The 23,700-nt window shown below is 74.3% G+C and carries 24 protein-coding genes, 1 tRNA gene and 1 riboswitch; of the genes, 17 read left to right on the top strand and 8 right to left on the bottom strand.

Annotation, left to right across the window (positions count from 1 at the left end):
- Positions 1-264: 264 nt before the first annotated feature.
- From GD970_RS19210 to GD970_RS19190, 5 genes are all read left to right on the top strand, one after another.
- Positions 265-1,005 carry a M50 family metallopeptidase gene (locus GD970_RS19210; protein WP_319593478.1) on the top strand — a complete coding sequence of 247 codons (741 nt, stop codon included), beginning with the start codon at positions 265-267 and terminating at the stop codon, positions 1,003-1,005.
- A gap of 265 nt (positions 1,006-1,270) precedes the next feature.
- A complete protein-coding gene (locus tag GD970_RS19205; RefSeq protein ID WP_152204509.1) occupies positions 1,271-2,173 on the top strand; it encodes a hypothetical protein in 903 nt (300 codons plus the stop codon).
- A gap of 319 nt (positions 2,174-2,492) precedes the next feature.
- On the top strand, positions 2,493-3,167 hold the full coding sequence (locus GD970_RS19200) for a hypothetical protein (RefSeq protein ID WP_152204508.1): 675 nt from the start codon (positions 2,493-2,495) through the stop codon (positions 3,165-3,167).
- 78 nt (positions 3,168-3,245) lie between these two features.
- Positions 3,246-3,632, top strand: coding sequence for a DUF6394 family protein (locus GD970_RS19195; RefSeq protein ID WP_152204507.1), 387 nt, complete (start codon positions 3,246-3,248; stop codon positions 3,630-3,632).
- Between the two features lie 17 nt (positions 3,633-3,649).
- A complete protein-coding gene (locus tag GD970_RS19190) occupies positions 3,650-5,455 on the top strand; it encodes an NAD-binding protein (RefSeq protein WP_152204506.1) in 1,806 nt (601 codons plus the stop codon).
- Positions 5,456-5,458: 3 nt separating this feature from the next.
- Here the strand turns inward: GD970_RS19190 and GD970_RS19185 are convergent, their stop codons facing one another.
- Positions 5,459-5,806, bottom strand: a complete 348-nt coding sequence (locus GD970_RS19185; RefSeq protein ID WP_152204505.1) for an ArsR/SmtB family transcription factor — start codon at positions 5,804-5,806, stop codon at positions 5,459-5,461.
- Between the two features lie 95 nt (positions 5,807-5,901).
- Here GD970_RS19185 and arsM point away from each other — a divergent pair, with 95 nt between their 5' ends.
- Entirely contained in the window at positions 5,902-6,714 is an 813-nt protein-coding gene (gene arsM, locus GD970_RS19180; protein WP_152204504.1) for an arsenite methyltransferase, read from the top strand.
- Positions 6,714-6,974: a hypothetical protein gene (locus GD970_RS19175; RefSeq protein WP_152204503.1), complete on the top strand. Its 261-nt coding sequence runs from the start codon at positions 6,714-6,716 to the stop codon at positions 6,972-6,974. The genes arsM and GD970_RS19175 overlap by 1 nt, the downstream gene beginning before the upstream one ends.
- Before the next feature lie 27 nt (positions 6,975-7,001).
- Here the strand turns inward: GD970_RS19175 and GD970_RS19170 are convergent, their stop codons facing one another.
- The 4 genes from GD970_RS19170 to GD970_RS19160 all read right to left on the bottom strand — a co-directional run bounded on the left by GD970_RS19170 (position 7,002) and on the right by GD970_RS19160 (position 9,268).
- A complete protein-coding gene (locus GD970_RS19170; RefSeq protein WP_152204502.1) occupies positions 7,002-7,382 on the bottom strand; it encodes a VOC family protein in 381 nt (126 codons plus the stop codon).
- Between the two features lie 66 nt (positions 7,383-7,448).
- Positions 7,449-7,859 carry a M1 family aminopeptidase gene (locus GD970_RS22380; RefSeq protein WP_226925479.1) on the bottom strand — a complete coding sequence of 137 codons (411 nt, stop codon included), beginning with the start codon at positions 7,857-7,859 and terminating at the stop codon, positions 7,449-7,451.
- 12 nt (positions 7,860-7,871) lie between these two features.
- Positions 7,872-8,936: a gluzincin family metallopeptidase gene (locus GD970_RS19165; RefSeq protein WP_226925478.1), complete on the bottom strand. Its 1,065-nt coding sequence runs from the start codon at positions 8,934-8,936 to the stop codon at positions 7,872-7,874.
- A 261-nt stretch (positions 8,937-9,197) separates the two neighbouring features.
- Positions 9,198-9,268, bottom strand: a tRNA-Gly gene (locus GD970_RS19160).
- A gap of 164 nt (positions 9,269-9,432) precedes the next feature.
- On the opposite strand from GD970_RS19160, the gene dcd reads away from it, so the two are divergent.
- Together dcd and GD970_RS19150 are read left to right on the top strand one after the other, a co-directional pair.
- Positions 9,433-10,011 carry a dCTP deaminase gene (dcd, locus tag GD970_RS19155; protein WP_152204501.1) on the top strand — a complete coding sequence of 193 codons (579 nt, stop codon included), beginning with the start codon at positions 9,433-9,435 and terminating at the stop codon, positions 10,009-10,011.
- Between the two features lie 7 nt (positions 10,012-10,018).
- Positions 10,019-10,909 carry a hypothetical protein gene (locus GD970_RS19150; RefSeq protein ID WP_152204500.1) on the top strand — a complete coding sequence of 297 codons (891 nt, stop codon included), beginning with the start codon at positions 10,019-10,021 and terminating at the stop codon, positions 10,907-10,909.
- On the opposite strand, the gene GD970_RS19145 is transcribed toward GD970_RS19150, so the two are convergent.
- Positions 10,899-12,179, bottom strand: coding sequence for an MFS transporter (locus GD970_RS19145; protein ID WP_226925477.1), 1,281 nt, complete (start codon positions 12,177-12,179; stop codon positions 10,899-10,901). The genes GD970_RS19150 and GD970_RS19145 overlap by 11 nt on opposite strands.
- Before the next feature lies 1 nt (position 12,180).
- Positions 12,181-14,433, bottom strand: coding sequence for a (Fe-S)-binding protein (locus tag GD970_RS19140; RefSeq protein ID WP_226925476.1), 2,253 nt, complete (start codon positions 14,431-14,433; stop codon positions 12,181-12,183).
- 258 nt (positions 14,434-14,691) lie between these two features.
- Between GD970_RS19140 and GD970_RS19135 the strand changes: the two genes are divergently transcribed.
- Genes GD970_RS19135 through mnhG form a run of 6 tightly spaced genes read left to right on the top strand, consistent with a single transcriptional unit; the run spans position 14,692 to position 21,355 of the window.
- A complete protein-coding gene (locus tag GD970_RS19135) occupies positions 14,692-17,751 on the top strand; it encodes a Na+/H+ antiporter subunit A (protein WP_152204498.1) in 3,060 nt (1,019 codons plus the stop codon).
- A complete protein-coding gene (locus GD970_RS19130; protein WP_193314989.1) occupies positions 17,748-18,281 on the top strand; it encodes a Na(+)/H(+) antiporter subunit C in 534 nt (177 codons plus the stop codon). Before GD970_RS19135 ends, GD970_RS19130 begins: the two co-directional genes overlap by 4 nt.
- On the top strand, positions 18,278-19,873 hold the full coding sequence (locus GD970_RS19125) for a Na+/H+ antiporter subunit D (protein WP_152204497.1): 1,596 nt from the start codon (positions 18,278-18,280) through the stop codon (positions 19,871-19,873). The genes GD970_RS19130 and GD970_RS19125 overlap by 4 nt, the downstream gene beginning before the upstream one ends.
- Positions 19,870-20,478 carry a Na+/H+ antiporter subunit E gene (locus GD970_RS19120; protein ID WP_152204496.1) on the top strand — a complete coding sequence of 203 codons (609 nt, stop codon included), beginning with the start codon at positions 19,870-19,872 and terminating at the stop codon, positions 20,476-20,478. The genes GD970_RS19125 and GD970_RS19120 overlap by 4 nt, the downstream gene beginning before the upstream one ends.
- Positions 20,475-20,960, top strand: a complete 486-nt coding sequence (locus tag GD970_RS21835; RefSeq protein ID WP_193314988.1) for a monovalent cation/H+ antiporter complex subunit F — start codon at positions 20,475-20,477, stop codon at positions 20,958-20,960. The genes GD970_RS19120 and GD970_RS21835 overlap by 4 nt, the downstream gene beginning before the upstream one ends.
- Complete coding sequence (gene mnhG, locus GD970_RS19110; protein WP_152204495.1) at positions 20,957-21,355, top strand: monovalent cation/H(+) antiporter subunit G; 399 nt, start codon at positions 20,957-20,959, stop codon at positions 21,353-21,355. The genes GD970_RS21835 and mnhG overlap by 4 nt, the downstream gene beginning before the upstream one ends.
- A gap of 5 nt (positions 21,356-21,360) precedes the next feature.
- Here mnhG and GD970_RS19105 read toward each other — a convergent pair whose 3' ends face one another.
- A complete protein-coding gene (locus tag GD970_RS19105; RefSeq protein ID WP_152204494.1) occupies positions 21,361-21,789 on the bottom strand; it encodes a YciI family protein in 429 nt (142 codons plus the stop codon).
- A 151-nt stretch (positions 21,790-21,940) separates the two neighbouring features.
- Here GD970_RS19105 and GD970_RS19100 point away from each other — a divergent pair, with 151 nt between their 5' ends.
- Positions 21,941-22,210, top strand: a complete 270-nt coding sequence (locus tag GD970_RS19100) for a DUF4235 domain-containing protein (RefSeq protein ID WP_152204493.1) — start codon at positions 21,941-21,943, stop codon at positions 22,208-22,210.
- 115 nt (positions 22,211-22,325) lie between these two features.
- A riboswitch (TPP riboswitch) is annotated at positions 22,326-22,431 on the top strand.
- A gap of 60 nt (positions 22,432-22,491) precedes the next feature.
- Entirely contained in the window at positions 22,492-23,613 is a 1,122-nt protein-coding gene (locus GD970_RS19095; protein ID WP_152204492.1) for a thiamine ABC transporter substrate-binding protein, read from the top strand.
- Positions 23,614-23,700: the final 87 nt, after the last annotated feature.

The following is a 23,700-nucleotide window of genomic DNA, read 5'->3' as shown; positions in this document are numbered from 1 at the left end:
CTGCACTCCTCCATCGAGAACCTGCCCCCGATGGAGTTCGAACACCGTCACCGGCAGGCTGTAACCGCGACCACCATCCCGGAGGTCGCGTAACCCACCAGCCCTCCGGCGGACCCAGGACGGTTCACGCCCTCCTGACGGCGGCGACCCCCGCGTACGGATTCCTCCATCACCTGCAGCCATGCACCACCAGGACCTCGCCCATGTCGACGCACGACACGGTTCGATAGCGTCGAGTCAGCACCCGCGGGTGAAGATGTCCGCGTGGGAGACATCGTCACGGCCGCCAGCGGGTGGTGGGACCAGGCACGGATACGCCTGCAGCCCGATGCGACGCCTGAGGGCCTCGGAACCTGGGCGTTGGTCGTCCTCGCCGTCGTCGCCGCGGTCGTCCTGCTGCCGCCGCTATGGCGTCAGGCCCGGGTGCTCGTCACCGTCGTCCACGAGCTTGGCCACGGCCTCGTCGGGGTGCTGTGTGGGCGCCGCTTCACCGGCATCGTCCTCCGCGGCGACATGTCAGGTCATGCGGTGACGGTGGGGCCGGCGCGCGGCGCGGGCCGGGTGCTCTCGACCTGGGCCGGCTATCCCGCGCCGGCCGTCGTCGGTGCGGCGTCCGTCCAGGCCGCCGACGCAGGCTGGGCGGCGCCGCTGCTGGCGGCGACGGCGCTGGTGCTGCTGCTGTCCCTCGTGCGCGTGCGCTCCTGGTACACCGCCGTCGTCATGGTCGTGGTGACCGCGGCCACCGGCGCGCTGTGGTGGTGGGGATCGGGCAGCCTCCAGGCCGCGGTGGTGCTAGGCACTGGCTCGTTCCTCGTGGTCGGGGCCTGGCGTCACCTGGGCGCGGTGCTCTCGCGCCCGTCGCCGAGCTCGGACCCCTCGGTCCTCGCGCAGCTGACGTGGCTCCCGCGGTGGGGCTGGATCTTCTCGTTCGCCGTCGCCCTTGTCGCCGCGACCTGGTGGGCGGTGAGCCCGCTGCTCGAGCTGGCAGGCGGTATCGCGGGCTGAGTGCCCCTCGCGCGGTGCGAGGGCGGTCCCGGTGTGCGGGATGAGCGCCCCAGCAGGCGGTGGAGGCAGACAACGTCGTCGCCACATGTCGGATAGATAGCGAGCGGAGCGTTATCTATTTGTTACCTTGCCCGCGACGCACACCGGGAGGCGGAGGGTTTCCTTCGCCTGTGCCCGGCCGAGCGCCCGTCCGCGGCTGCCACTGGTTGCCGCTTCGGGCGTCGTGCGCATGTCCCGGCGCTCACCAACGAAAGAACCCTCCGCTATGCCACGCCTGCTCCGTCCGCTCGCCGCTGCCGCCGTCGCCCTGCTGGGCCTCCTGGCGACGGCCCCGACCGCCTCGGCCGCCACCGAGGTGAAGACCGGCTTCATCACCGGCTACACGATCCATGACAACGACCCCGCCGGCCGGGCCATCGCCTTCCCCGGAACCTTCCACGACCAGGCGGGCGGGACCGGCACGTACGACGACCCGATCACCCTCGCCGCGCAGGCGGGCGACTACGCGCCCGGCACCCGGATCTACATTCCCCACGTCGACCGTTACTTCGTCATCGAAGACACCTGCGCGAGCTGCGGTCAGCGCGCCGAGTGGATCGACATGTGGATCGGTGGGGAGCTCTCCGACCCGGCCGGGGCAACCGCCGCCTGTGCCGCCGCCCTCACCGGCACCTTCGAGTTCGAGGTGAACCCGCCCCGCGGTCGCCACGTCGTGCCGGGGCCGCTCTTCGACTCTGCCACCGACACCTGCTACGTCCCCACGCCCGGCAGCCCCGCCGAGCCGGCCCCGCAGCCTCAGCCCGAGCCCAAGGCGGCGCCCACGGCAACGCCCCGTGCCGCGACGCCGGCGCCCGCTCCCAAGCCCGAGGCGACGAAGGCGACGAAGGCGCCGGCGCAGCCGGCGCCGTCCCAGCGCACCACGGCACCCGCAGCGAAGCCCACCCCGGCCCCCCAGCCCACGCCGGCTCCGCAGGCGGAGGACGCCGAGGCCGACACCGGCGCTGCGACGCCCGCGCCGCCTGCGACGCCCGAGAAGGTCGCCAAGGCGCCGCTGCACATCGATGCCCCGGACGTCCGCAGCGAGCAAGAGGCGGCGCCCGCCCCGGACCTGTGGGAGCGCATCACCACCTGGCTCGACTCGCTTCGCGACTCCATCTTCGGTCGCTGAGCCAGCCGCGGCGCGGCACGCGCTCCCTCGGAGCCGTGCCGCGCCGCGGGAGCCCGCATCGACGGCTCCCGCGCCCGGTCGGCACAAGCCCGGCCGACGACGACGCCCCACCGAACCGCCGGGCGGACCGGCGCTCCGCATCGCGATGTCCTGGAAGCCACCGCGCTCTGCCCGCTCAAGCGAGCTCCGCGCCGTCGCCGCGCCAGTGACACCTACCACACCGACCCGCATCCGAGTCGGGTGAGCAGTTATGTCTTTGTTATCTTCAGCCGGATGCGCCAGGCACCCCTGGCGCCAGCCCGAGGAGAGAATCGCACCCATGCCCCGCCTGCTCCGGCCGCTGGCCGCCACGACCATCGCCCTCACCGGCGTGGGTTGGCTGGCGCCCGCTGCCTCAGCCGCTGCCGACGAGGCGCCCCTTGCGGCCTCCCGGCCGGTCATGGCCGACCTCAAGCCCGCAGCCGGGTCGACGACGGCGGACGCCACGGACACCCGGACCGAGAGCACCGACAAGCCCACGAGCCCCACGCCCGGCCCCACGGCCACGGACGCCCCGACGAGCGGCTCCGCGGGCGAGAGCGGCGGCTCGGGCACCGACAAGGGCGCCACCGCCGACCCGAGCACCCCCGCCCCCGACGAGACGGCGGCTACCGACGAGCCGACCGACAGGGCGACGCCGGACGAGAGCAGCGACGCCCCGGAGGAGAAGCCGACCGACAAGCCGACCGCGGACGGCGAGGGCAACGGTCGCGACACCGAGTCCCGCGAACCCGGCGAGCCCTCGACCACCGAACCCGGGGTCGACGACCAGACGTCCCGTGACGGGAAGCGGGACACCCGGACCGACCGTGGCGACAGCGACCGGCGCGACGGCGGCGACTCACGGACCGGCCACGAGGAGGAGAAGGACGAGCCCGAGGTCGTCCGCGTGCCCGACGTGTGGGGCAAGATCACCTCCTGGTTCGACTCCGTGCGCGAGAAGCTGTTCGGCTAGACGGCCCACCACTCCCGGTCGCGCCCGGCAGGCCCGGCGCTACGATCCAGGTGCCGCGCGACGACGCCGGGAGCCACGATGAACCTCGAGAAGGTGATCTTCGGGTTCTTCGTCGTGCTCGCCGCCACCCTGAACTTCGGGTTCTTCATCGGCGACATCGCCGACCCGGCCCTGCACAACATCTTCGAGCTCTTCGCCGCCGTCGTCGTCAACCTCATCGCCACGGTGCTCAAGTTCGGCGACCGCACCCAGATCGGCGCGGTGCACCTGGCCACCAGCCTGGTCGCCGACCTGCAGCTCATCGCCGCGGCGACCGTGTGGGCCTACGCCGCCGCAACCACGGCCGGCCCGCTGAGCGCCGCGGCGACGTCGAGCGTCGTCTCCCTGTCCGGGGGAGCGCTGCTCGCCAACCTCGTCTCCGTCACGCTCCTGCTCATCGAGACCGTCTCGTTCCACCGTCGCTAGCGCTCAGGGGGCGTGCCGTGGGCAACCCGCTGCTGGTCTTCTGGTACCGCCTGTTCGGCCCGGGCGCGGCGCCGAGCGCCGAGGATCGCGACCAGGCCGGGACCTCCACCGAGCAGGCCACTGCCACCGTGTTCCTGGTCCTGCGCCGCATGCGCCCGCCGCTCATCGTGCTCGTCCTCATCTTCGCCGTCAGCGTCCTCGGGCTCATGCTCATCCCCGGCCGCGACGCGGCGGGCAACCCCGCGCCCCTCGGCCTGCTGCACGCCTTCTACGTCATGGCCTACACCGCCACGACCATCGGCTTCGGCGAGCTGCCCCACCCGTTCACCGACGCCCAGCGCGTGTGGGTGACGTTGTGCATCTTCCTGTCCGTGATCGGCTGGGCGTACGCCATCGGCTCCCTGCTCGCTCTGCTGCAGGACCGGTCGTTCCGGCGGGCGGTGGCGCTGCAGCGGTTCGCCCGCAGCGTCCGGCGCCTCCGCGAGCCGTTCTGGCTCATGGCCGGGCAGGGGCAGACCGGCCGGCTGCTCGGCGACTCCCTCGACGTGCTGCGCCAGCGCTTCGTCGTCGTCGACACCTCGGAGACGCGCATCGCCGAGCTGGACACCCGCTCCTACCACTCCGACGTCCCCGGCCTCGTCGGCGACCCCCGCAACCCCGGGCACCTCCTCGCCGCCGGGCTCGAGCACCCGCGCTGCGCCGGCGTCCTCGCGCTCGCCGAGGACGACCGGACCAACCTCGCCGTGACCGTCACCGCCGCGCTCCTGCGCCCGGGCCTGCCGGTCGTGGCGCGTACCCTCTCCCGGCGGGTGGCCGAGCGCATGGCCGCCTTCGCCGGCCCCACCGTCATCAACCCCTTCGACGTCTTCGGCGAGCAGCTGCGCCTCGCTCTGCAGGCCCCGGCCGGGTACCAGCTCATCCGCTGGCTCACCGCCCTGCCGGGCGAGCCGATGCCGGTCCGGGGCCACCAGGTGCGCCCGGGGCGCTGGGTGCTCTACGGCTACGGCCGGTTCGGCCAGGAGCTCACGGCCGACCTGCGCGGGGCCGGCCTCGAGGTCACCGTCGTCGACCAGGGCACGACGACGAGCACCGACCCGTCGGTCATCAGGACCGACGAGCCGGAGGACCAGGTCATGGAGCGCGCCGAGGTGCGGGACGCCGTCGGGCTCATCGCCGCCACCGACGACGACGTCACGAACCTCGCGCTGGTCGCCGCCGCCCGCCGCGCCAACCCGCACCTGTTCCTCGTCGCCCGGCAGAACACCCGCGCCAGCGAGCCGCTGTTCGCGGCGCTGGACGCCGACCTCGTCGTCGTGCCCGCCGAGGTCGTCGCGCACGAGGTGCTCGCCCACCTCGGCAGCCCGGTGCTCCTGCACTTCCTCAAGGAGGTGCCCCGGCGCGACGAGGCGTGGGCCGAGGACGTCGTGGGCCGGCTCGAGGCGAGGTGCGGCCGGGTGCCCCTGATGACCTGGGAGGTGGCGCTCACCGCCGAGCGCGCCGGCGCCCTGCAGCCGTGGCTGGGCACCGGGGAGGCGCGGCTGGGCGACTTGCTGCGTAGCTCCGACGACCGCGAGCGGCCCATCGCCGCCGTCCCGCTCGTCGTCGTCCGGGGCGAGGAGCGCCTGGTCACCCCGCCCGACGACCTCGTGCTCGCCCCCGGGGACGCCCTGCTGCTCGCCGGGCTGCCGGGCGCGCGGCAGGACCTCGAGAACGTCCTGGTGGACGAGGCGACGCGGGAGTACGTCGTCCACGGCCGCGAGGTGCCCTCGGGGTGGCTGTGGCGCACCCTCGCCAAGGAACGGGCGGGGGCGCGGGAGGGCTGAGGCTCAGCGCCCGGCGGTCAGCACGGTCGCGAGGCTGTCGAGCGCACCGGGCACCAGGCCGTAGTACGCGTTCACGCCGCGCTTCTCGCGGGTCAGGATGCCGGCGTCCACGAGCACCTTGAGGTGGTGGGAGACCGTCGGTTGGCTGAGCTCGACGACGTCGGTGAGGTCGCAGACGCACATCTCGCCCGCCTGGTCCCGGGCGATGAGGGAGAGCAGGCGCAGGCGGGTCGGGTCGGCGATGGCCTTGAGGATCGCGGCCAGCTCGACGGCGCCCGCCTCGCCGAGGGGCTCGCGGGCGATCGGGGCGCAGCACTGGTCCGCCAGCGGCAGCGGAGCGCGGGACGTCATGCGCACATCGTACCGAAACATCGACCGCCATCGATATTGACGGACATCGATGGCGCCTGTCACAGTTTCCATCGACGGATATCGATGGAGGAATCATGGCGACGACGGAAGAAGTCCGCGAACAGGTCCGCCGGCACTACGCCGCGGCCGCGCGCCGGGCGGGGCAGGGTGTGGCGTCCGGCTGCGGCTGCGAGGGGGCGGGCGGCGAGGGATGCTGCGGCGAGACAGCGGGGGACGAGCGTTTCGGGCTGCCGCTCTACGACGCGACCAGCGCCGCGACTGTCCCGCTCGAGGCGCGGCTGGCCTCCCTCGGCTGCGGCAACCCGGTCGCCGTCGCCGAGCTCAATTCCGGCGAGCGGGTGCTCGACCTCGGCTCGGGCGGCGGCATCGACGTCCTGCTCTCGGCCCGGCGGGTGGGACCGACCGGCTTCGCCTACGGCGTGGACATGACCCCGGAGATGCTCGAGCTGGCCCGCGCGAACGCGACGCGCGCCGGCGCCACCAACGTCGAGTTCCTCGCCGGCACCATCGAGGACGTGCCGCTGGCGGACGGCGTCGTCGACGTCGTCATCTCCAACTGCGTGGTCAACCTCTCGACCGACAAGCCGGTGGTGCTGGCGGAGATGTTCCGGGTGCTGGCGCCGGGCGGGCGGATCGGCATCAGCGACGTCGTCGCGGAGGACCGTCTCGCTGCGGCCGAGCGGGCCGAGCGCGGGTCGTACGTCGGCTGCGTGGCGGGCGCCCTCTCCCGCACCGAGTACCTGCAGGGGCTGGCGGCGGCCGGCTTCACCGACGGCGAGGTGACCTTCACCCATCAGGTCACAGAGGGGATGCACGCGGCCGTCGTCCGCGCCCGCAAGCCCCACGACGCGCCGGCGACCGAGGCCGGCGGGAGGGGAGCGGCGTGATGGACCTGTGGCTGCAGCTGCACGAGTACCGCGCCGCCGACCTCGTCCGGGAGGCGGAGGACGCCCACCGGCGGCGGGCGCTGCCTCGCGCGCCCCGCCGGACAGGCGCGGGGGTCCTGCTGGCCTGGCTGGCGCCCCGGCTGGCGCGGCTGGAGGGGCCGCCGCGGTCGGGAGCGGAGACTCCGCGTCAGGCGGTGGCGGAGGGGACGCGCCGGCGGGCCGCCGGGCGCGGGACGAGCGTGCCCTGCCCGGCCTGCTGATCGCAGCCCTGCGCGGCCGACGGCGCCCTACCCGGCCCCGGGCCGCGGCGTGGTCTGCTGCACCGCCCAGCGGTTGCCGTCGGGGTCGGCGAAGAACACGAACGACCCCCAGGGGAAGTCCTGGATCTCGCTGACCTCGACGCCGCGCCCGGCCAGCTCCTCGCGCGCGGCCTCGATGTCGGTCACCACCATCTGCAGGCCCTCCACCGAGCCCGGGGCCATCGAGGTCATCCCGGTGCCGATGGCGATGGAGGCGGGGGAGCCGGGCGGGGTGAGCTGGACGAAGCGCACCCCGCCGCCCACCTCGTGGTCGTGGTCGAGGACGAAGCCGGCCTTCTCCGTGTAGAAGGCCTTGGCCCGGTCGACGTCGGAGACGGGCACCTGGACGAGCTCGAGGCGGAAGTCCATGCCGCCGGACGGTACCCGGGCGCCGTCGGCCCGGGAAGGGAAACGGCGTCCGTCCGGCGGCCTTTGCTACCAGTCGGTCGGCTTCCCCGGCGTGCGGACCCAGACGTCGAAGAAGTGGCCGAGGTCCTGCCCGGCGACCTCCTCGGCCAGCGCCTCGAAGTCGGCGGTCGAGGCGGTGCCGTCGTCGTGCCGGGCCACCCACTGCTTCGCGAGCGCGAAGAACGCCTCGTCGCCGATCTTGGTGCGCAGCGCGTGCAGCGTCGCCGCGCCCCGGTCGTAGACCGCGTCGGCGAACAGGTGCTCCGCCCCGGGATCGGCGACGACGACGTCCCAGAACTCGTCGTCGGCCGGGACGGCCATGACGGCGTCGAACTCCGCCTGCGCGGTCGTGGTGCCGCGGTGCTCGCGCCACAGGTGCGCGGCGTAGGTGGCCCAGCCCTCGTTGAGCCAGATGTCCGCCCAGCGCTGCGGGCTCACCGCGTTGCCGGTCTAGGAGTGGGCCAGCTCGTGGGCGGCGGTGCCCTCCCCGGCCACCCGGGAGAAGAGCGAGCGGGTCTGGGTCTCCAGCGCGTAGCCCACCGAGTCGTCGTCGACGATCGCGCCGTACGCCGCGAACGGGTAGGGGCCGAAGACGCCCTCGAAGTACTCGAGCATCTCCCCGGTCAGCGCGAGGGTGGTGGCGGTGGTGGCGGCGCTGTTGCGGGCCAGGTCCCGGTCGACGGCATCGAGCACGGGCACGCCGTTCGGCGCGGTGTACGCGTTCAGCACGTAGTTCCCCACCGAGGCGGTGGCGAGGTAGGCGGCCATCGCGTCGGGCGCCTCCCAGGACCACGTGGTCCACCCGCCCGCCGTCGTGGAGCCCCGGAGGACGCCGTTGGCCACCGCCACCAGCCCCTCGGGCACGGTGACGTCGAAGCTGTAGGTCGCCTTGTCGGTGGGATGGTGGTTGACGGGGAACCAGGTGGCGGCGCCGTCCGGCTCGCTCGCCACCATCGCGCCGTCGCGGGTGGTGACCCAGCCGTACAGGGCGCCCTCGATGTCGGTGGGGCGGGTGGTGGTGCCGCCGTAGGTGACGACGACGCGGACGTCGTCGCCGGCCTTGAGCTTGGGGCGCGGGGTGATGACGAGCTCGTTCGGGTGCCCGTTGACCGACGCGTCCGCCGGCTGGGCGAAGCGGGCCGGCTTGCCGTCGACGGTGACGGCGGTCGCGGTCAGCCCGCGCAGGTCCAGGCTGAACTCGTCGAGGTCGGCCGTGGCCGTGAGGTCCAGCGTCGCCGTCCCCTCCAGGTGGCCCTCCAGCGGGGCCGGCGCCGGAGCGGGCGGGGTGTAGCGCAGGGCGAGGTCGTAGTGGGCGACGTCGATCCCGCCGTTGCCGGCGAGCGGGAAGTACGGGTCGCCGGCGCCCGCGCCGCCGGTCGCGTAGCGCGGCTCGCCCGGGCGCCCCGGGGCGGCGGTGGCGGCCGGCGCGAGCGCAAGCCCGGCCGCCGCGACGGTCGCGCCGAGGACGAGCAGCGGGCGGGCGGGTCTGCCGCCCGCCGAGCGTGATGTGGTCATGCGATCCCCCAGGAGCACGGGCGGACGAGCGCCCGCCGAGAGGCACCATCTTGGCGGGGGCGGGCGCCGCGGGCCCGGCATTTCGCCGAGGTTCATCCGCGTCTCGTCCTGGGTGTGCGCCGTCTTGCAGGGCGCCGTCCTGCGGGCGTGCGTCGTCCTGCGGGCGTGCGTCGTCCTGCCGGGCGTGCGCCGCGGCCGGGTGCCCGCCCGGGGACGACGAAGCCCCTGCTCCGTGGGAGCAGGGGCTTGAGTGGTCCTGAGAGCGGGTGACGGGAATCGAACCCGCGCCGTCAGCTTGGGAAGCTGAAGTTCTACCATTGAACTACACCCGCGTGCGCCGGAGCGCGTCGCCACTATACCTATCCGGGCGGGGTGCGTGGAAACCGTTCCGGCCCCGAGGTGCTCACCCGGCCCATGAGATGCGCCACGGCGCGCCCGGACGCGGCGACGGAGCGGGTGGACGAGAGGCGTCCGGGCCCGGTGGCACAATCGCAGCGTGCTGCTCTCCGACCGTGACATCCGCGTGCAGATCGACGCCGGGCGGGTCGTCCTCGACCCCTTCGAGCCGGACATGATCCAGCCCGCCAGCCTCGACGTGCGCCTGGACCGGTACTTCCGGCTCTTCGACAACCACAAGTACCCGGTCATCGACCCCTCCCAGGACCAGCCGGAGCTCACCCGCCTCGTCGACGCCGGACCCGACACCCCGCTCGTGCTCCACCCCGGCGAGTTCGTGCTCGGCGCGACCTACGAGTCGGTGACCCTGCCCGACGACATCGCGGCCCGGCTCGAGGGCAAGTCGTCCCTCGGCCGCCTGGGTCTGCTCACCCACTCCACCGCCGGGTTCATCGACCCCGGCTTCACCGGGCACGTCACCCTCGAGCTGTCCAACACCGCGACGATGCCGATCATGCTCTGGCCCGGGATGAAGATCGGCCAGCTGTGCTTCTTCCAGCTCTCCTCCGCGGCCGAGGCGCCCTACGGCTCCGGCGCCCGCGGCTCGCGGTACCAGGGCCAGCGCGGCCCGACCGCCTCGCGCTCCTACCTGAACTTCACCCGCACGACCATCGAGTAGGCGAGAGATGCCGGACCTGACGCCCCTGGACCGCGCGCTGGCGACGGCGCACCACGTCCTCGTCCTCGCCGAGGACATCGACCCCGGCGAGCTCGAGGCCCTCGCGGTCTCGCGCAGCGTCGAGGCCGGCTGGGCCGGCCCGGCCGAGCTGCAGCTCCTCCCCGGCGTGGTCCTCACCGGGCCGTGGGGCGTCGACGACGACCTGCGCGCCGCGTTCGACCTGCCCGCGTGGGCCCAGCAGGCCTACGTCCTGCTCGCCCCGGTCCAGCGCGGCGGCCCCCTGCCGGCCGAGCTGAGCGGCGTCGACCCGGTGCTCGACGCCTTTCCGGGCGGGGTGCCCGAGGGCATCGAGTCCGAGGCGATCGGCCACCTCCGCGCCTTCGCCCGCCGGCTGCGCGGCGCCCTGCGCCTGGCCGGGACCGGCGCCGTCGTCGTCGCCGACCCCGACGCCGCCATCGACCTCACCGTCCTCGCGCCGGTCTGGCTCGAGCACGACGCCGGCCTCGAGGTCCTGCGCCCGGTGCTGCCCGGGCTGCGCTCGGCGCTGGACGACATCCCCGCCGAGCTCGTCGAGAACGAGCTCGAGGGGTACATGCTCCTCGCCGACCTCGGCGAGGGCAGCCTGCTGGAGATCCACGTCACCGGCCTCGAGCAGGTCCCCCTGGTGCTGCGCGGGACGGCGTGGGCCGCCGACGGCGTCGTCTCCTACGAGATCCGGTGGCGCCCGGCCCGCCCCGACCTGGCCTACAGCGGCCGCCCGCCGCTGGGCGTCCGCCAGGAGCGGACCCGGGCGGCCGGGCTCATCGAGGCGGCCGCGGCGGCGCTGCACGCCGTCGTGGGCGGGGAGGTCTGCGACGACGACGGCTTCCTCGTCGACCCGGAGGACCTCACGCGCTAGCCGGGGCGCGGTGCGCCCCGCGCCACGCCAGCCACAGCACCGGCACGACGACGGCCCCGCCCAGCGTGGCCAGTGCGGGAAAGCCCAGCACCGCCATGAGCGGGCCCGACACCAGGGCGCCGAGGGCGGCGGCGGCGTTCATGGCCGTGTCGCCCAGGCCCTGCACGAGCGGTCGCGTCGGAGCCGGGACCGACTGCGACAGCAGCGTGGACGCCGGCACCGTCACCACCGACCAGCCCAGCCCGAGCAGCGTCAGCGCGACCGCCACCGCCACCGTCGAGTCCGCCCCCACCGCGCCGACGACGGCCGCCGCGGCCAGGACGCCCTGGCCGACGACGATGACGGGCACCCGGCCGAACCGGTCCGCCGCGGCGCCGACCACGGGGGCGAGGGCGAACATGCCGAGCACGTGCAGGCTGATGGTCAGGCCGATGACGGTCACGCCGTCGCCCTGGTGACTCAGGTGCACCGGCGTCATGGTCATCACCGAGACCATCGAGACGTGCGCGAGCACCAGCGCCAGCAGGGCGAACCGGCCCGCCGGGGCGGCGCGGACCAGCCGCAGCGCCGCGCCGAGCCCGGCGGACCGATGGCGGGCGGCGGGCCCGGGCTCGGCGGCGGTGTGGCGCTGGGCCAGACGCAGCGGGTCCGGCCGCAGCCCGGCGAGGACCACCGCGCCGGTGACCGCGAGCAGCGCCGCGGCCAGGACGAAGGCGCCGGACAGCGGCGGCAGGCCCGTCCGGGCGGCCAGCGCCTCGCCGGGGGCGCCCATGTTGGGCCCGAGCACCGCCCCGAACGTCCCCACCCACACCACGAGGGCGAGGCTGCGGGCCCGGTGCGCGGGCACGGCCAGGTCCGTGGCGGCGAACCGGGCCTGCAGCTGGGCGGCCGCGCCGCCGCCCATGGCGAGCATGCCCAGGACGAGCAGCGGCACCGACACCGTCACCGCCGCGAGCACGAGCAGCCCCGCCCCGGCCGCCGCGAGCCACCAGCCCAGGGCCAGGGCCCGGCCGCGCCCGTGCCGGGCGGCCAGGGCGGCCAGCGGCAGGGAGAGCAGGGCGGCGCCCACGGTGGTGCCGGCACGGGCGACGCCGGCCCAGGTCTCCGAGTGCGCCACCTCGGCGGCCAGGAGGACGCCCACCGACGGCGCCGCGCCGACCCCGAGGGACCCGAGCACCTGGCCGACCAGCAGCGTGGTCCGGGTGCGCCGGCGCACCGCCGCGACCTCGGGCAGCGCGAGCCAGGACCCCGGCTCCGCCGCGGCGCCCACCTCAGCGCTCCTGGCCGCGGCGCACCCCGGCGAGCAGCAGCTGGGCGACGTCGAGGACCTCGACGTCGTCGCCGTTGGCCGCCGCGCCGTCGGAGAGCATCGTGGTGCAGAACGGGCAGGCCGTGGCCACGGCCGTGGCGCCGGTGGCCGCGGCCTCCCGGGCCCGCGCGGCGTTGACGCGCGTGCCGATCTTCTCCTCCATCCACACCCGCGCGCCCCCGCCGCCGCAGCACATGGCGGTCTCGCCGGAGCGCGGCATCTCCGTCACCTCGAGCTCGGGGAGCGCGCCGAGCAGCTCGCGCGGCGGGGCGTAGACCTGGTTGTGCCGCCCCAGGTAGCACGGGTCGTGGTAGGTGACCGGGCGGGCCTCCCCGGCGGGCGGGGCCACCGGGGTGAGGCGCCCCTCGCGCACCAGCCGGTTGAGCAGCTGGGTGTGGTGGACGACCTCGTAGTGCCCGCCGAGCTGGGGGTACTCCCGGGCGAGGGTGTTGAAGCAGTGCGCGCAGGTGACGACGATGCGCGTGGCGCCCGCCTCCGCGAGGGTCTCGACGTTCTGGGCGGCGAGCATCTGGAAGAGCAGCTCGTTGCCGGCGCGGCGGGCGGGGTCGCCGGTGCAGGACTCGCCGTCGCCGAGGACGGCGAAGCGCACCCCGGCGGTGTGCAGCAGCTCGGCGACGGCGCGGGTGGTGCGCCGCGCGCGGTCCTCGAACGCCCCGGCGCAGCCGACCCAGAACAGGTAGTCCACCTCGGCCGCCGACTCGACGTCGGCGCCGACCACGGGCACCTCGAAGTCGAGGCCCTTGGCCCACTCCAGCCGCTTGCGCGCGGCCATCCCCCACGGGTTGCCCTTGGACTCGAGCTTCTTGAACATCGGCCCCAGCTCGGCCGGGAAGGCCGAGGCCATGAGCACCTCGTGGCGGCGCAGGTCGAGGATGTGGTCGACGTGCTCGATGTCCACCGGGCACTGGTGCACGCAGGCCCCGCAGGTGGTGCACGACCACAGCACGTCGGGGTCGACGACGTCGGGGACCAGGGCGGTGGGCGCGGCGGCGACGCCGGCGGGCCCGGTCGCGCCGGCCGCGGCGAGGGCGCCGAGCACGTCGCCGGTGTGCGGGACGAACCCGTCGGCCCCGGCGAGGGAGGCGGCGGACAGCTCCTCGGGGGAGAGCGGGGCGGCCCCTCCGGCCGCACGCAGGAACGGCGCGGTGGCGGCGGCGTGGTCGCGCAGCGCCAGGGTGAACAGCTTGGGGGAGAGGGGCTTGCCGGTGTTCCACGCCGGGCACTGGTCCTGGCAGCGGCCGCACTCGGTGCAGGTGGAGAAGTCCAGCAGGCCCTTCCAGGTGAAGTCGCCGATGGTGCCCACGCCCAGGGTGGCGTCCTCGGGCAGGTCCTCGAGCGCGGCGACGTCGAGCGGCCGGCCGTCCACCCGGAGGGGCTCCAGCGGGCCCAGGGCGGGGCCGCCGCCGGGCTCGCGGCGGGCGAAGACGTTGACGACGGCGAGGAAGCGGTGCCAGGCCACGCCCATGGTCGGCTGCAGGCCGATGACCACCAGCCAGGCCATCGACACGACGATCTTCACGGCGGCGACCACGGTGATGGCGTCGGCCAGCGCCGCCGGGGACGCGCCCGCGAAGAGCTGACCCAGCCACGCGGTGAGCGGGAAGTGCACCGCGGTGGCGAACCGCGCCAGGCCCGCGTCGGTGGCGTAGTAGGCGTACTCCAGCCCGCGCAGCGCCAGCACGCACAGCACGACGACGAGGATCACCGCCTCGACGACGTAGGCCTGCCAGCGGGTCGAGCCGAAGAAGCGGGACCGGCGGCGCGCGAGGAGGTCGGCGCCGGCGCGCGGCTGGCGGCGCTGGCGCACGGCGATCAGCACCACGATGCCGGCCAGGCTCAGCCACGCGATGACCTCGACGAGCCACTCCCACGGGGCCAGGTGCCCGATCAGCGGCAGGGCGAAGGCCGGGTCGAGGAGCTGGCCGTAGCCGGTGACGAGGGTGAGGAAGAGCAGCGGGAAGGCGACCATGACCGCCCAGTGCGCCGCCCGCACCGCGGGCCGGCCACGGAAGTGCCCGTGACCGAGGATCTCCCGCACGGTCGTCCACGCGCGGGCGCCGGCGGGGGAGAGCCGACCCGGCGCCGGACGCCCGAGTCCCACCTGCCGGACGATCGCGACGACGCCCCGGGTGAGAAGCGCCACTCCCGCCGCCGTGGCGAGGACGACGAGGACGACGGAGACGGTCTGCAGCACTTCGGGTCCTCCTGCGCGGTCCTGGGCGCCATCACGGTACCGCCGCCCCGCCCGGGACCCGTCCGACGACATGTCCGGACGCCACGGATTGGCCGCCGTCGCCGTCGGGAAGTAGTTGGGCCGATACGACCGTCGGCCGCCGCCTTGTTATGCTGAGGCCGAACCCCATCCCTGCCACCGGCACGTGGCTGCCCCGCACGTTCACGCGCCCGGCGGATGTCCTTCTGGAGCCTGCCCGAACGACCCGACGGAGCCGCCGTGCTGCAACTGCTGATGATCCACGCCGTGGCGGCCCTGCTCGCGCCGGCGATCGTCGGCAGGTTCGGGCGTCGGGCGTTCCTCGCCCTCGCCGCCGCCCCGGCGGCGGCCGCCGTGTGGGCGGCCACGCAGACCAGCCAGGTCCTCGCCGGGAACTACCCGGTGCAGGAGGTCGGCTGGGTCCCCTCGCTGAGCCTCGACCTGGCCTTCCGGCTCGACGTCCTCGCGTGGCTCATGGTCCTGGTCGTCGGCGGCGTCGGGGCCCTGGTGCTGGTCTACTGCGCCGCGTACTTCTCGCCGAGCGCCACCGCGCTGGGCCGCTTCGCCGGGGTGTTCGTCGCCTTCGCCGGCGCCATGCTCGGCCTCGTCACCACGGACAACTCCCTCGCGCTGTACGTGTTCTGGGAGCTGACGACGATCTTCTCGTTCCTGCTCATCGGCCACTACCACGAGCGGCAGGTCTCCCGCCGGGCCGCGATGCAGGCGATCATCGTCACCACCTTCGGCGGCCTCGCCATGCTCGCCGGCGTCATCATGCTCGGCGAGGTCGACGGCGGCTCCTACCGCATCAGCGCGCTGATCGACTCCGCGGCCGCCGGGCACCTCGGCAACGGGGCGCCCCCGGCCCTGGTGCCCGTCGCCGTCCTCCTCGTGCTCCTCGGCGCCCTGAGCAAGTCCGCCCAGATCCCGTTCCACTTCTGGCTGCCCGCCGCCATGGCCGCGCCCACCCCGGTCAGCGCCTACCTGCACGCCGCCGCCATGGTCAAGGCCGGCGTGTACCTCGTGGCGCGGTTCGCCCCCGGTTTCGCCGGCCTGCCCGTCTGGCAGTGGACGGTGCTCACCCTCGGGCTGGGCAGCATGCTCCTGGGCGGCTACCGCGCCCTGCGCCAGCACGACCTCAAGCTCCTCCTGGCCTTCGGGACCGTCTCCCAGCTGGGCCTCATCATCGTGCTCGTCGGCTACGGCACCGCCGCCGTCACCCTGGCCGGCCTGGCCATGCTCGCCGCGCACGCGCTGTTCAAGGCCACCCTCTTCCTCGTCGTCGGCATCATCGACTGGTCCGTCGGCACCCGTGACCTGCGCGAGCTGTCCGGGCTGGCCCGGCGCACGCCCGTGCTCGCCGGCGCCGCCGCGCTGGCCACCGCCTCGATGGCCGGCATCCCCCCGCTGGCGGGCTACGTCGCCAAGGAGGGGGCCCTGGAGGCCCTCTCCCACGGCGGCACCTCGCTGGACTGGGCGGTGTTCGCCGTCGTCGCGGTCGGCTCGGCGCTCACGGTCGCCTACTCGCTGCGGTTCTGGTGGGGCGCGTTCGGGACCAAGCCCGGCATCGAGGTGCCGATGACGCAGCGCACCTCTCGGCTCATCATGGCCGCGCCTGTCGTGCTCGCGGTGCTCAGCCTCGTCGTCGGGCTCACCCCGGGGCTGAGCGACAAGGCCTACGCGCCCTTCGCCGCGACGCTGCCCGGCCCGCCGGGGCACCTGACCCTGTGGGGCGGGTTCGGGCCGGCCTTCCTCGCCACCGTGGCGATCCTCGCCGTCGGCGTGGCGATGTTCGTCGCCCGGCGCGGGGTCGAGCGGGTGCAGGACGCGGTGTGGGAGGTCACCGGCGCCAAGGACCACTACCGGAGCCTGCTGCGCGGCCTGGACAACCTTGCCGCCGACGTCACCGCCGTGACCCAGCGCGGGTCCCTGCCCGCCTACCTCTCGATCATCCTCATCGCCGTGGTCGCCACCGCCGGCGGCGCCGGGCTGGTCCTCGGGGACACCTGGCCGGACCGGCTGCGGCTGTGGGACAGCCCCATGCAGGGCACGGTGGCCCTCGTCATCGCCGTCGCGGCGCTGCTCGTCGCCCGGGCGCGGCGCCGGCTCAAGGCCGTGCTGCTGCTGGGGGTCTCCGGCTACGGCGTGGCCCTGCTCTTCGAGCTGCACGGCGCCCCGGACCTGGCCCTCACCCAGGTGCTCGTCGAGACCGTCACGCTCGTCGTGTTCGTCCTCGTGCTGCGCCGGCTGCCCGCGTACTTCTCCAACCGGCCGTTGGCCGCCTCGCGCTGGTGGCGCGCCATCCTCGGCGCCGTCGTCGGGATCACCGTGGCGGTGCTGGGGGTGCTGGCCGCCGGGGCCCGCATCCACGTCCCGGTCTCGGTGGACTTCCCCGAGGAGGCCTACCAGTTCGGGTACGGCAAGAACATCGTCAACGTCACCCTCGTCGACATCCGCGCCTGGGACACCATGGGCGAGATCTCGGTGGTCGTCGTGGCCGCCACCGGTGTCGCGTCCCTGATCTTCCTGCGCGCCCGCACCGGCCGGATCGACCGGGCGGCGCGGCTGGCCGAGGCCCGCGAGCGGCACCAGGTCTGGGGCGGCGGGCAGCCCGACCCGGCCGCCCGGCTGCGTCGCCCGCCCGGATCGGACACCCCGGCGGAGGGGATCCGCGTGCCCGGCCGCGGGCGCACCTGGCTGACCGGAGGGATGACCCTGGCCCCGCAGCGCCGGTCGGTGATCTTCGAGATCGGCACCCGGCTGGTCTTCCACACCATGCTCGTCTTCTCGGTGTTCCTGCTCTTCTCCGGTCACAACGCCCCCGGCGGCGGGTTCGCCGGCGGCCTGATCGCCGGGATCGCGCTGATCGTGCGCTACCTCGCCGGCGGTCGCTACGAGCTCGGCGAGGCCGCCCCCGTCCACCCCGGTGTGCTGCTCGGCTCCGGCCTGTTCCTCTCCGCCGGCTGGGGCCTGGTCTCGCTGCTGTTCGGCCGCACGGTGCTGGAGAGCACCATCGTCGACCTCCACCTGCCGATCTTCGGCGACGTGCACCTGGCCACCGCCCTGTTCTTCGACATCGGCGTCTACCTCGTCGTCATCGGGCTGGTGCTGGACATCCTGCGCTCCCTCGGCGCCGAGGTGGACCGCCAGGGCGAGCTCGAGGGCCACCAGGCCCCGGACATCGCCTTCGACGACCCCCGTCAGGCGCCCGACGACGCCCTGCCGGGCGCGGACGTCCGCGCCGACGCCCTGCCCGCCGCGGACGCCCGCGGCGCCGACCGCCCCGGAGGTGACCGATGATCGAGATGGCCCCCTCGCTGGTGCTCGTCGTGCTCGTGGCGGTGCTCGTCGCCACCGGCGTGTACCTCCTGCTCGAGCGCTCGCTCTCGCGCATCATCATCGGCGTCGCGCTGATCTCCAACGGCGTCAACGTGCTCATGCTGGTCGCCGGCGGCCGTGCCGGCGGCGCGCCGATCCTCGGCGAGACCGCTCCCGAGGACATGTCGGACCCGCTGCCCCAGGCGATGGTGCTCACCGCGATCGTCATCACCCTGGGCATGACGGCGTTCCTGCTCGCCATGGCCTACCGGTCCTGGCAGCTCAACGGCCACGACGAGGTCCAGGACGACCTCGAGGACCGGCGCATCGCCCGGCGCGCGGCCCGCGACGAGCTCTCCGAGCGTGCCACCGACGACGCCGGGACCACCCTGGCCCAGGACGCGGCGATCGCCCGCGACGAGACCTCCACCGCCGAGGAGGACTCGCTCGAGCACGCCCCCCACGGCCACCACCCGCCCGCCCTCGCGGCGGACGACAAGGAGATCCGATGAGCTGGCTCGTCGCCCTCCCCGTCGCCCTGCCGCTCGTCGGCGCCGGCTTCGCGCTGGCGCTGGCCCGCTACCGCCGCCTCCAGGGCATCGTCTCGGTCACCACCCTGTCGCTGGTGCTCGCCGTCGCCGTCGTCCTCCTCGTGCAGGTCAACAGCGGGCCGATCGTCCTCGACGTCGGCAACTGGGCCGCCCCGGTGGGCATCGCGCTCGTGGCGGACCGGCTCGCCGCGCTCATGCTCGTCATCTCGGTCACCGTCACCCTCGCCGTCCTCGTCTACTCCCTGGCGCAGGGCCTGGCCGACGGCGACCGGGGGGCGCCGCTGGCGATCTACCACCCGACGTTCCTGGTGCTCTCCGCCGGGGTGTCCAACGCCTTCCTCGCCGGCGACCTGTTCAACCTCTACGTCGGCTTCGAGATCCTCCTCGCGGCGAGCTTCGTGCTCATCACCCTCTCGGGCACCCGCGAGCGGGTGCGCTCGGGCACCATCTACGTCGTCGTCTCCCTGGTCAGCTCGGTGGTCTTCCTCACCGCGCTGGCGCTGATCTACGCCGCCACCGGCACGATGAACATGGCGCAGCTGGCGATCCGCCTGCCCGAGCTCGGGCCCGGCACGCAGCTGGTCCTGCAGCTCATGCTGCTCGTCGCGTTCGGGATCAAGGCCGCGATCTTCCCGCTGTCGGCCTGGCTGCCGGACTCCTACCCGACGGCGCCCGCCCCGGTCACCGCCGTGTTCGCCGGCCTGCTGACCAAGGTCGGGGTCTACGCGATCATCCGCACCCAGGTGCTGCTCTTCCCCGACGGGCGCCTGGACACCCTGCTCATGTGGGTGGCGCTGGCGACGATGCTCGTGGGCATCCTCGGCGCGGTGGCGCAGGAGGACATCAAGCGGCTGCTGTCCTTCACGCTGGTCAGCCACATCGGCTACATGATCTGGGGCATCGCCACGGCCACCGCTGCCGGGCTCTCCGCCGCGATCTTCTACGTCGCCCACCACATCACCGTCCAGACCACGCTGTTCCTCGTCGCCGGGCTCATCGAGCGGCGCGGCGGGACGACGTCCCTGGTGCGCCTGGGCTCCCTCGCCCGCCTGGCGCCGCTGCTCGCCGTGCTGTTCTTCATCCCGGCCATGAACCTCGCCGGCATCCCGCCGATGACCGGCTTCCTGGGCAAGACCGGCCTCATCGAGGCCGCCGCCCAGGAGGGCTCGGCGATGTCCTGGGCGCTCATCGCCGGCGGGCTCGTCACCTCCCTGCTCACCCTGTACGCCATCACCAAGACCTGGAACATGGCGTTCTGGCAGGAGGCCCCCGAGCCCCTGCCGGAGACGACGACGCCGCGGGCGATGGTCGGCTCCGCCGGCGCCCTCGTCGTCTTCTCCCTGGTGCTGGCCGCCCTGGCCGGCCCGCTGTACCACTACACCGACCAGGCCGCCGCCGACCTGCGCGCCCGCACCCCCTACGTCAGCGCCGTCCTGCCCGAGGGCGGCCGCGGGACCGGGCAGTCCTCCGACGTCGCCGAGCAGGGCGGCCGCGGGCCGGCCGAGGAACCGACGGAGGCCGCGACCCAGGCCGCGACGGGAGGTGCGCGATGAGCCCGAGCTCGCGCCGGCGCCGCTGGCCCCACGCGTCCTGGGGCATGCTCGTCTGGCTCACCGCGGTGTGGGTGCTGCTGTGGGGGGACATCACCCTCGCCAACGCCGTCGCCGGCCTGGCCGTGGCGCTGCTGGTCACCACCGTCGCCCCGCTCCCGCACGCCCCGTTCGACGGGCGGTTCCGGCCCTGGGGCGTGGTGCGCCTCGTGGTCCGCTTCGCCTGGGACGTCGTCGTCGCCTCCGCGCAGATCTCGTGGATGGCCCTGCGGGGGCGCCAGCCCCAGGGCGCCGTCATCCGGGTGCGGCTGCGCGGGCACTCCGACACCTACCTCGCCACCACGGCCGGCATGACGTCCCTCGTGCCAGGCTCGATCGTGGTCGACGCGCACCGGCTCACCGGCACCTTGTACATCCACGTCTTCGACGTCCCCCTCGCCGGCGGGCTCGAGGCGGCGCACCGCACCGTCCTGGCGCAGGAGGAGCGCATCCTGCGAGCCTTCGCCTCCGACGACCAGCTGGTCGACGCCGGGTACGTGCCCGGGGCCTCGCCCCGCGCCGGGCGCCTGCCGGCCGGCGCCCCGGGCGTCCAGGAGGGAACGCGATGACCGTCGTCTACACCTTCTGCACCGTCGTGCTCGGCCTGGCGCTGATCATCGCGCTGCTGCGCATGGAGCGCGGCCCCAGCATGCTCGACCGGGTCGTGGCGCTGGACGTCGTCACCGCCGCGGTGCTCGGCTCCATCGCCGTCATCACCGCCCGCACCGACCGGACCGACCTGGTGCCGGTGCTCGTGGTGCTCTCGATCGTCGGGTTCGTCGGCTCCGTGGTGATCGCGCGGTTCGTCGCCGTCGAGCGGGCCGAGGACGCCCGGATCCTCACCCAGGAGGAGGTGCGCCAGGTGCTCGCCCAGCAGAACGCCATCGACGACGAGGCCGAGCCGGTCCACGACCCCGACGCGGCCCGCGCCCGGGAGGCCGGCATCGACCCCGGCGGCTCCGACGGGCCCGTGCTGGGCCTGGAGGTCGAGCCCGAGGCCCCGCCGCGCGACGGCGAGATGGGTGAGGGCGCGCGGGGGGCGGACCGATGAGCTGGACGACCGTCGCCGACGTCGTGGGGGCCGTGTGCCTGGTCGCGGGCTCCGTCCTGACCCTGGTGACCGCGCTGGCGGTGAACATCTTCCGCGACCTGCTCTCCCGCATGCACGCGGCCACCAAGCCCCAGGTGCTCGGCCTGGTGCTCATGATGGCCGGGGTCGCACTCATCGTGCGGAACCCGGTGGTGGACTGGACCCTCGTCCTCGTGGTCGCCTTCCAGCTCATCACCGCGCCGATCTCGGCCCACATGGTGGGCCGGGCCGGGTACCGCACGGGCAAGGTGGACTCCTCGCGGCTCGTCGTCGACGAGCTCACCGCGGACCTCGAGGCCTCCCAGCGCCAGGCACGTGAGGAGCAGGCCGCGGCGGACGGCGACGGCGAGCGGTAGGCGTCTCAGGACCCGCCGGCCGCCTTCGCCCGCATCTGCGCCTCGCTCTGCCGCACCGCCTCGGGGACGTTGTCGAAGTCGGTGAGCTCGGCGACCTGGCGCACCTCGATGACCATCTCCGGCCCGTACTCCTCGTTCGGCTCGAAGGGCACCCGGCGGGCCCACTCGACCGCCTCCTCCCGGCTGGCGACCTGGATCATCCAGAATCCCGCGAGCAGCTCCTTGGTCTCGGTGAACGGCCCGTCGGAGACGTGCACGCCGTTGGTGTCGTGGATCACCCGGGCGCCGGTCGCGCTGGCCAGCAGGCCCTCGGCGACGAGCAGCGCCCCGGCGTCCGACAGCTCACGGTTGTAGCGGTCCATCGCCTCGAACATCTCCGGCGAGGGCATCTGGTCCGGGGGTGCGTCGCCCTTGAGCAGCAGCATGAAACGCATGGTCGTCCTCCTTCGCGGTGCGGAGGCCCTCGTGGCCTCCACCCCAGCGTCGAACGGGCGGCGGGCGGATCGACAGGGCGCACCCGCCCCCGATCGGGCATGATCGGACCCGGGCGCACACGCCCGGACACGTCACGAGGGAGAGAGCCGGATGGACATCGGCCAGAGGGTGGTCACGACGGGCGCGCTGCTCGTGTCGGGTCTGGTGGCCCGCAAGGTGCTGGACGTGGGCTGGAAGGCCGTCACCGGCCACCAGCCCCCGCAGGACCCCGACGACCCGGGCGTGAAGATGTGGGAGGTCGTCATCTTCGCCGCCCTCTCCGGCGCGCTCGTGGGCCTCACGCGCCAGCTCGCCATGCGCGGCGTGGCCAAGCGGTTCAGCGGCCCTGCGGCCAAGGAGGCCCAGCAGAAGGCGTCCTGAGCGCTCGTACTGACGCCGCCGCGCCTGGTTCGGTGCTGGTGCTGGTGCTGGTGCTGACTGCGGTGCGCAGGCAGGGCACGCGTCCTGGCGCCTGCGGGTCGATGTTAGGCTCGGCCTCGAACGACAGGGGAGCGCCGCAACGGCGCTGAGAGTGCGGACAGCCGCAGACCCTCGAACCTGCACCGGTTAGCACCGGCGAAGGAAGTCGGGAACATCTCTCCCTGCCGTCGCAGCCGCGGCGCGCGGGGCGGCGGCGGGCCCTCCTGAGGTAGAGGAGAGCCTTGACCAGCACCACCGCCACGAACAGACCCGCCGGGCACGGACCCCGGGCGGCGACACGCCCCCGAGGACGCCGGCGGGCCGCCGCGGCCCTCGCCGGCGCCGCCCTCGTCCTGGCCGGCTGCAGCCTCACCGGCGGCGGCGAGCCGTCCGGCGGCGGCTCCGGCAGCAGCGCGGGCACCCTCACCGTGGTCACCCACGACTCCTTCCACCTCAGCCAGCCGCTCCTGGACAAGTTCACCGAGGACACCGGCTACCAGCTGAAGTTCGTCGCGCCCGGCGACGCCGGCGCCCTGGTCAACCAGCTGATCCTCACCAAGGACTCCCCGCTGGGCGACGTCGTCTACGGCATCGACAACTCCTTCGCCGCCCGCGCCGTCGACGCCGGCGTCCTCGAGCCCTACACCTCGGACGCCCTGCCCGCCTCGGCGAAGCAGTACGCCGACGGCGGCTCCCTCACCCCGGTGGACATGGGCGACGTGTGCATCAACGTCGACCACCAGTGGTTCACCGAGCACGGCGTGCCCGAGCCGGCGAACCTTGAGGACCTGGCCAAGCCGGCCTACAAGGACCTCCTCGTGGTGACCAACCCCGCCACGTCCTCGCCCGGGCTGGCCTTCCTGCTCGCCACCGTCGGCGCCTACGGCCCGGACGGCTTCGAGGGCTACTGGCAGCGCCTGCGGGACAACGGGGTCAAGGTCGTCGACGGCTGGTCGGACGCCTACTATGTCGACTTCTCCGGCTCCGAGGGCGCCGGCCCACGCCCGCTCGTGCTCTCCTACGCCTCCTCCCCGGCCGCGGAGGTGCCCGCCGACGGCTCCGCCCCGCGCACCGGGGCGCTGCTCGACACCTGCTTCCGCCAGGTGGAGTACGCCGGGGTCATCGCCGGGACGGCCCACGCCGACGGCGCGGAGAAGTTCGTCGACTTCCTGCTCTCCCCGGAGGTCCAGGCGGACATCCCCGGGCAGATGTACATGTACCCCGTCGACGACACCGTGCACCTGCCCGAGGCCTGGGCCGCCCACGCCCCGCTGGCCGACAAGCCGTACACCGTCGACCCCAAGGACGTCAGCGCCCACCGCGAGGAGTGGATCGACGCCTGGACGCGGGTCGTGATCGGCTGATGACCCAGACCGCCCCGCCCCGCCCGGCCGGGCCGGCGCCCGGCCCGACGCGGGTCACGCCGGCGCCGCCGCCCGCACGCCGGGCCG

It is taken from the genome of Georgenia thermotolerans, from assembly GCF_009193185.1.
Lineage (GTDB): Bacteria > Actinomycetota > Actinomycetes > Actinomycetales > Actinomycetaceae > Georgenia > Georgenia thermotolerans.
The sequence above is the reverse complement of the archived record's forward strand: the minus strand, read 5'-3'. Positions and strand labels throughout refer to the sequence as shown.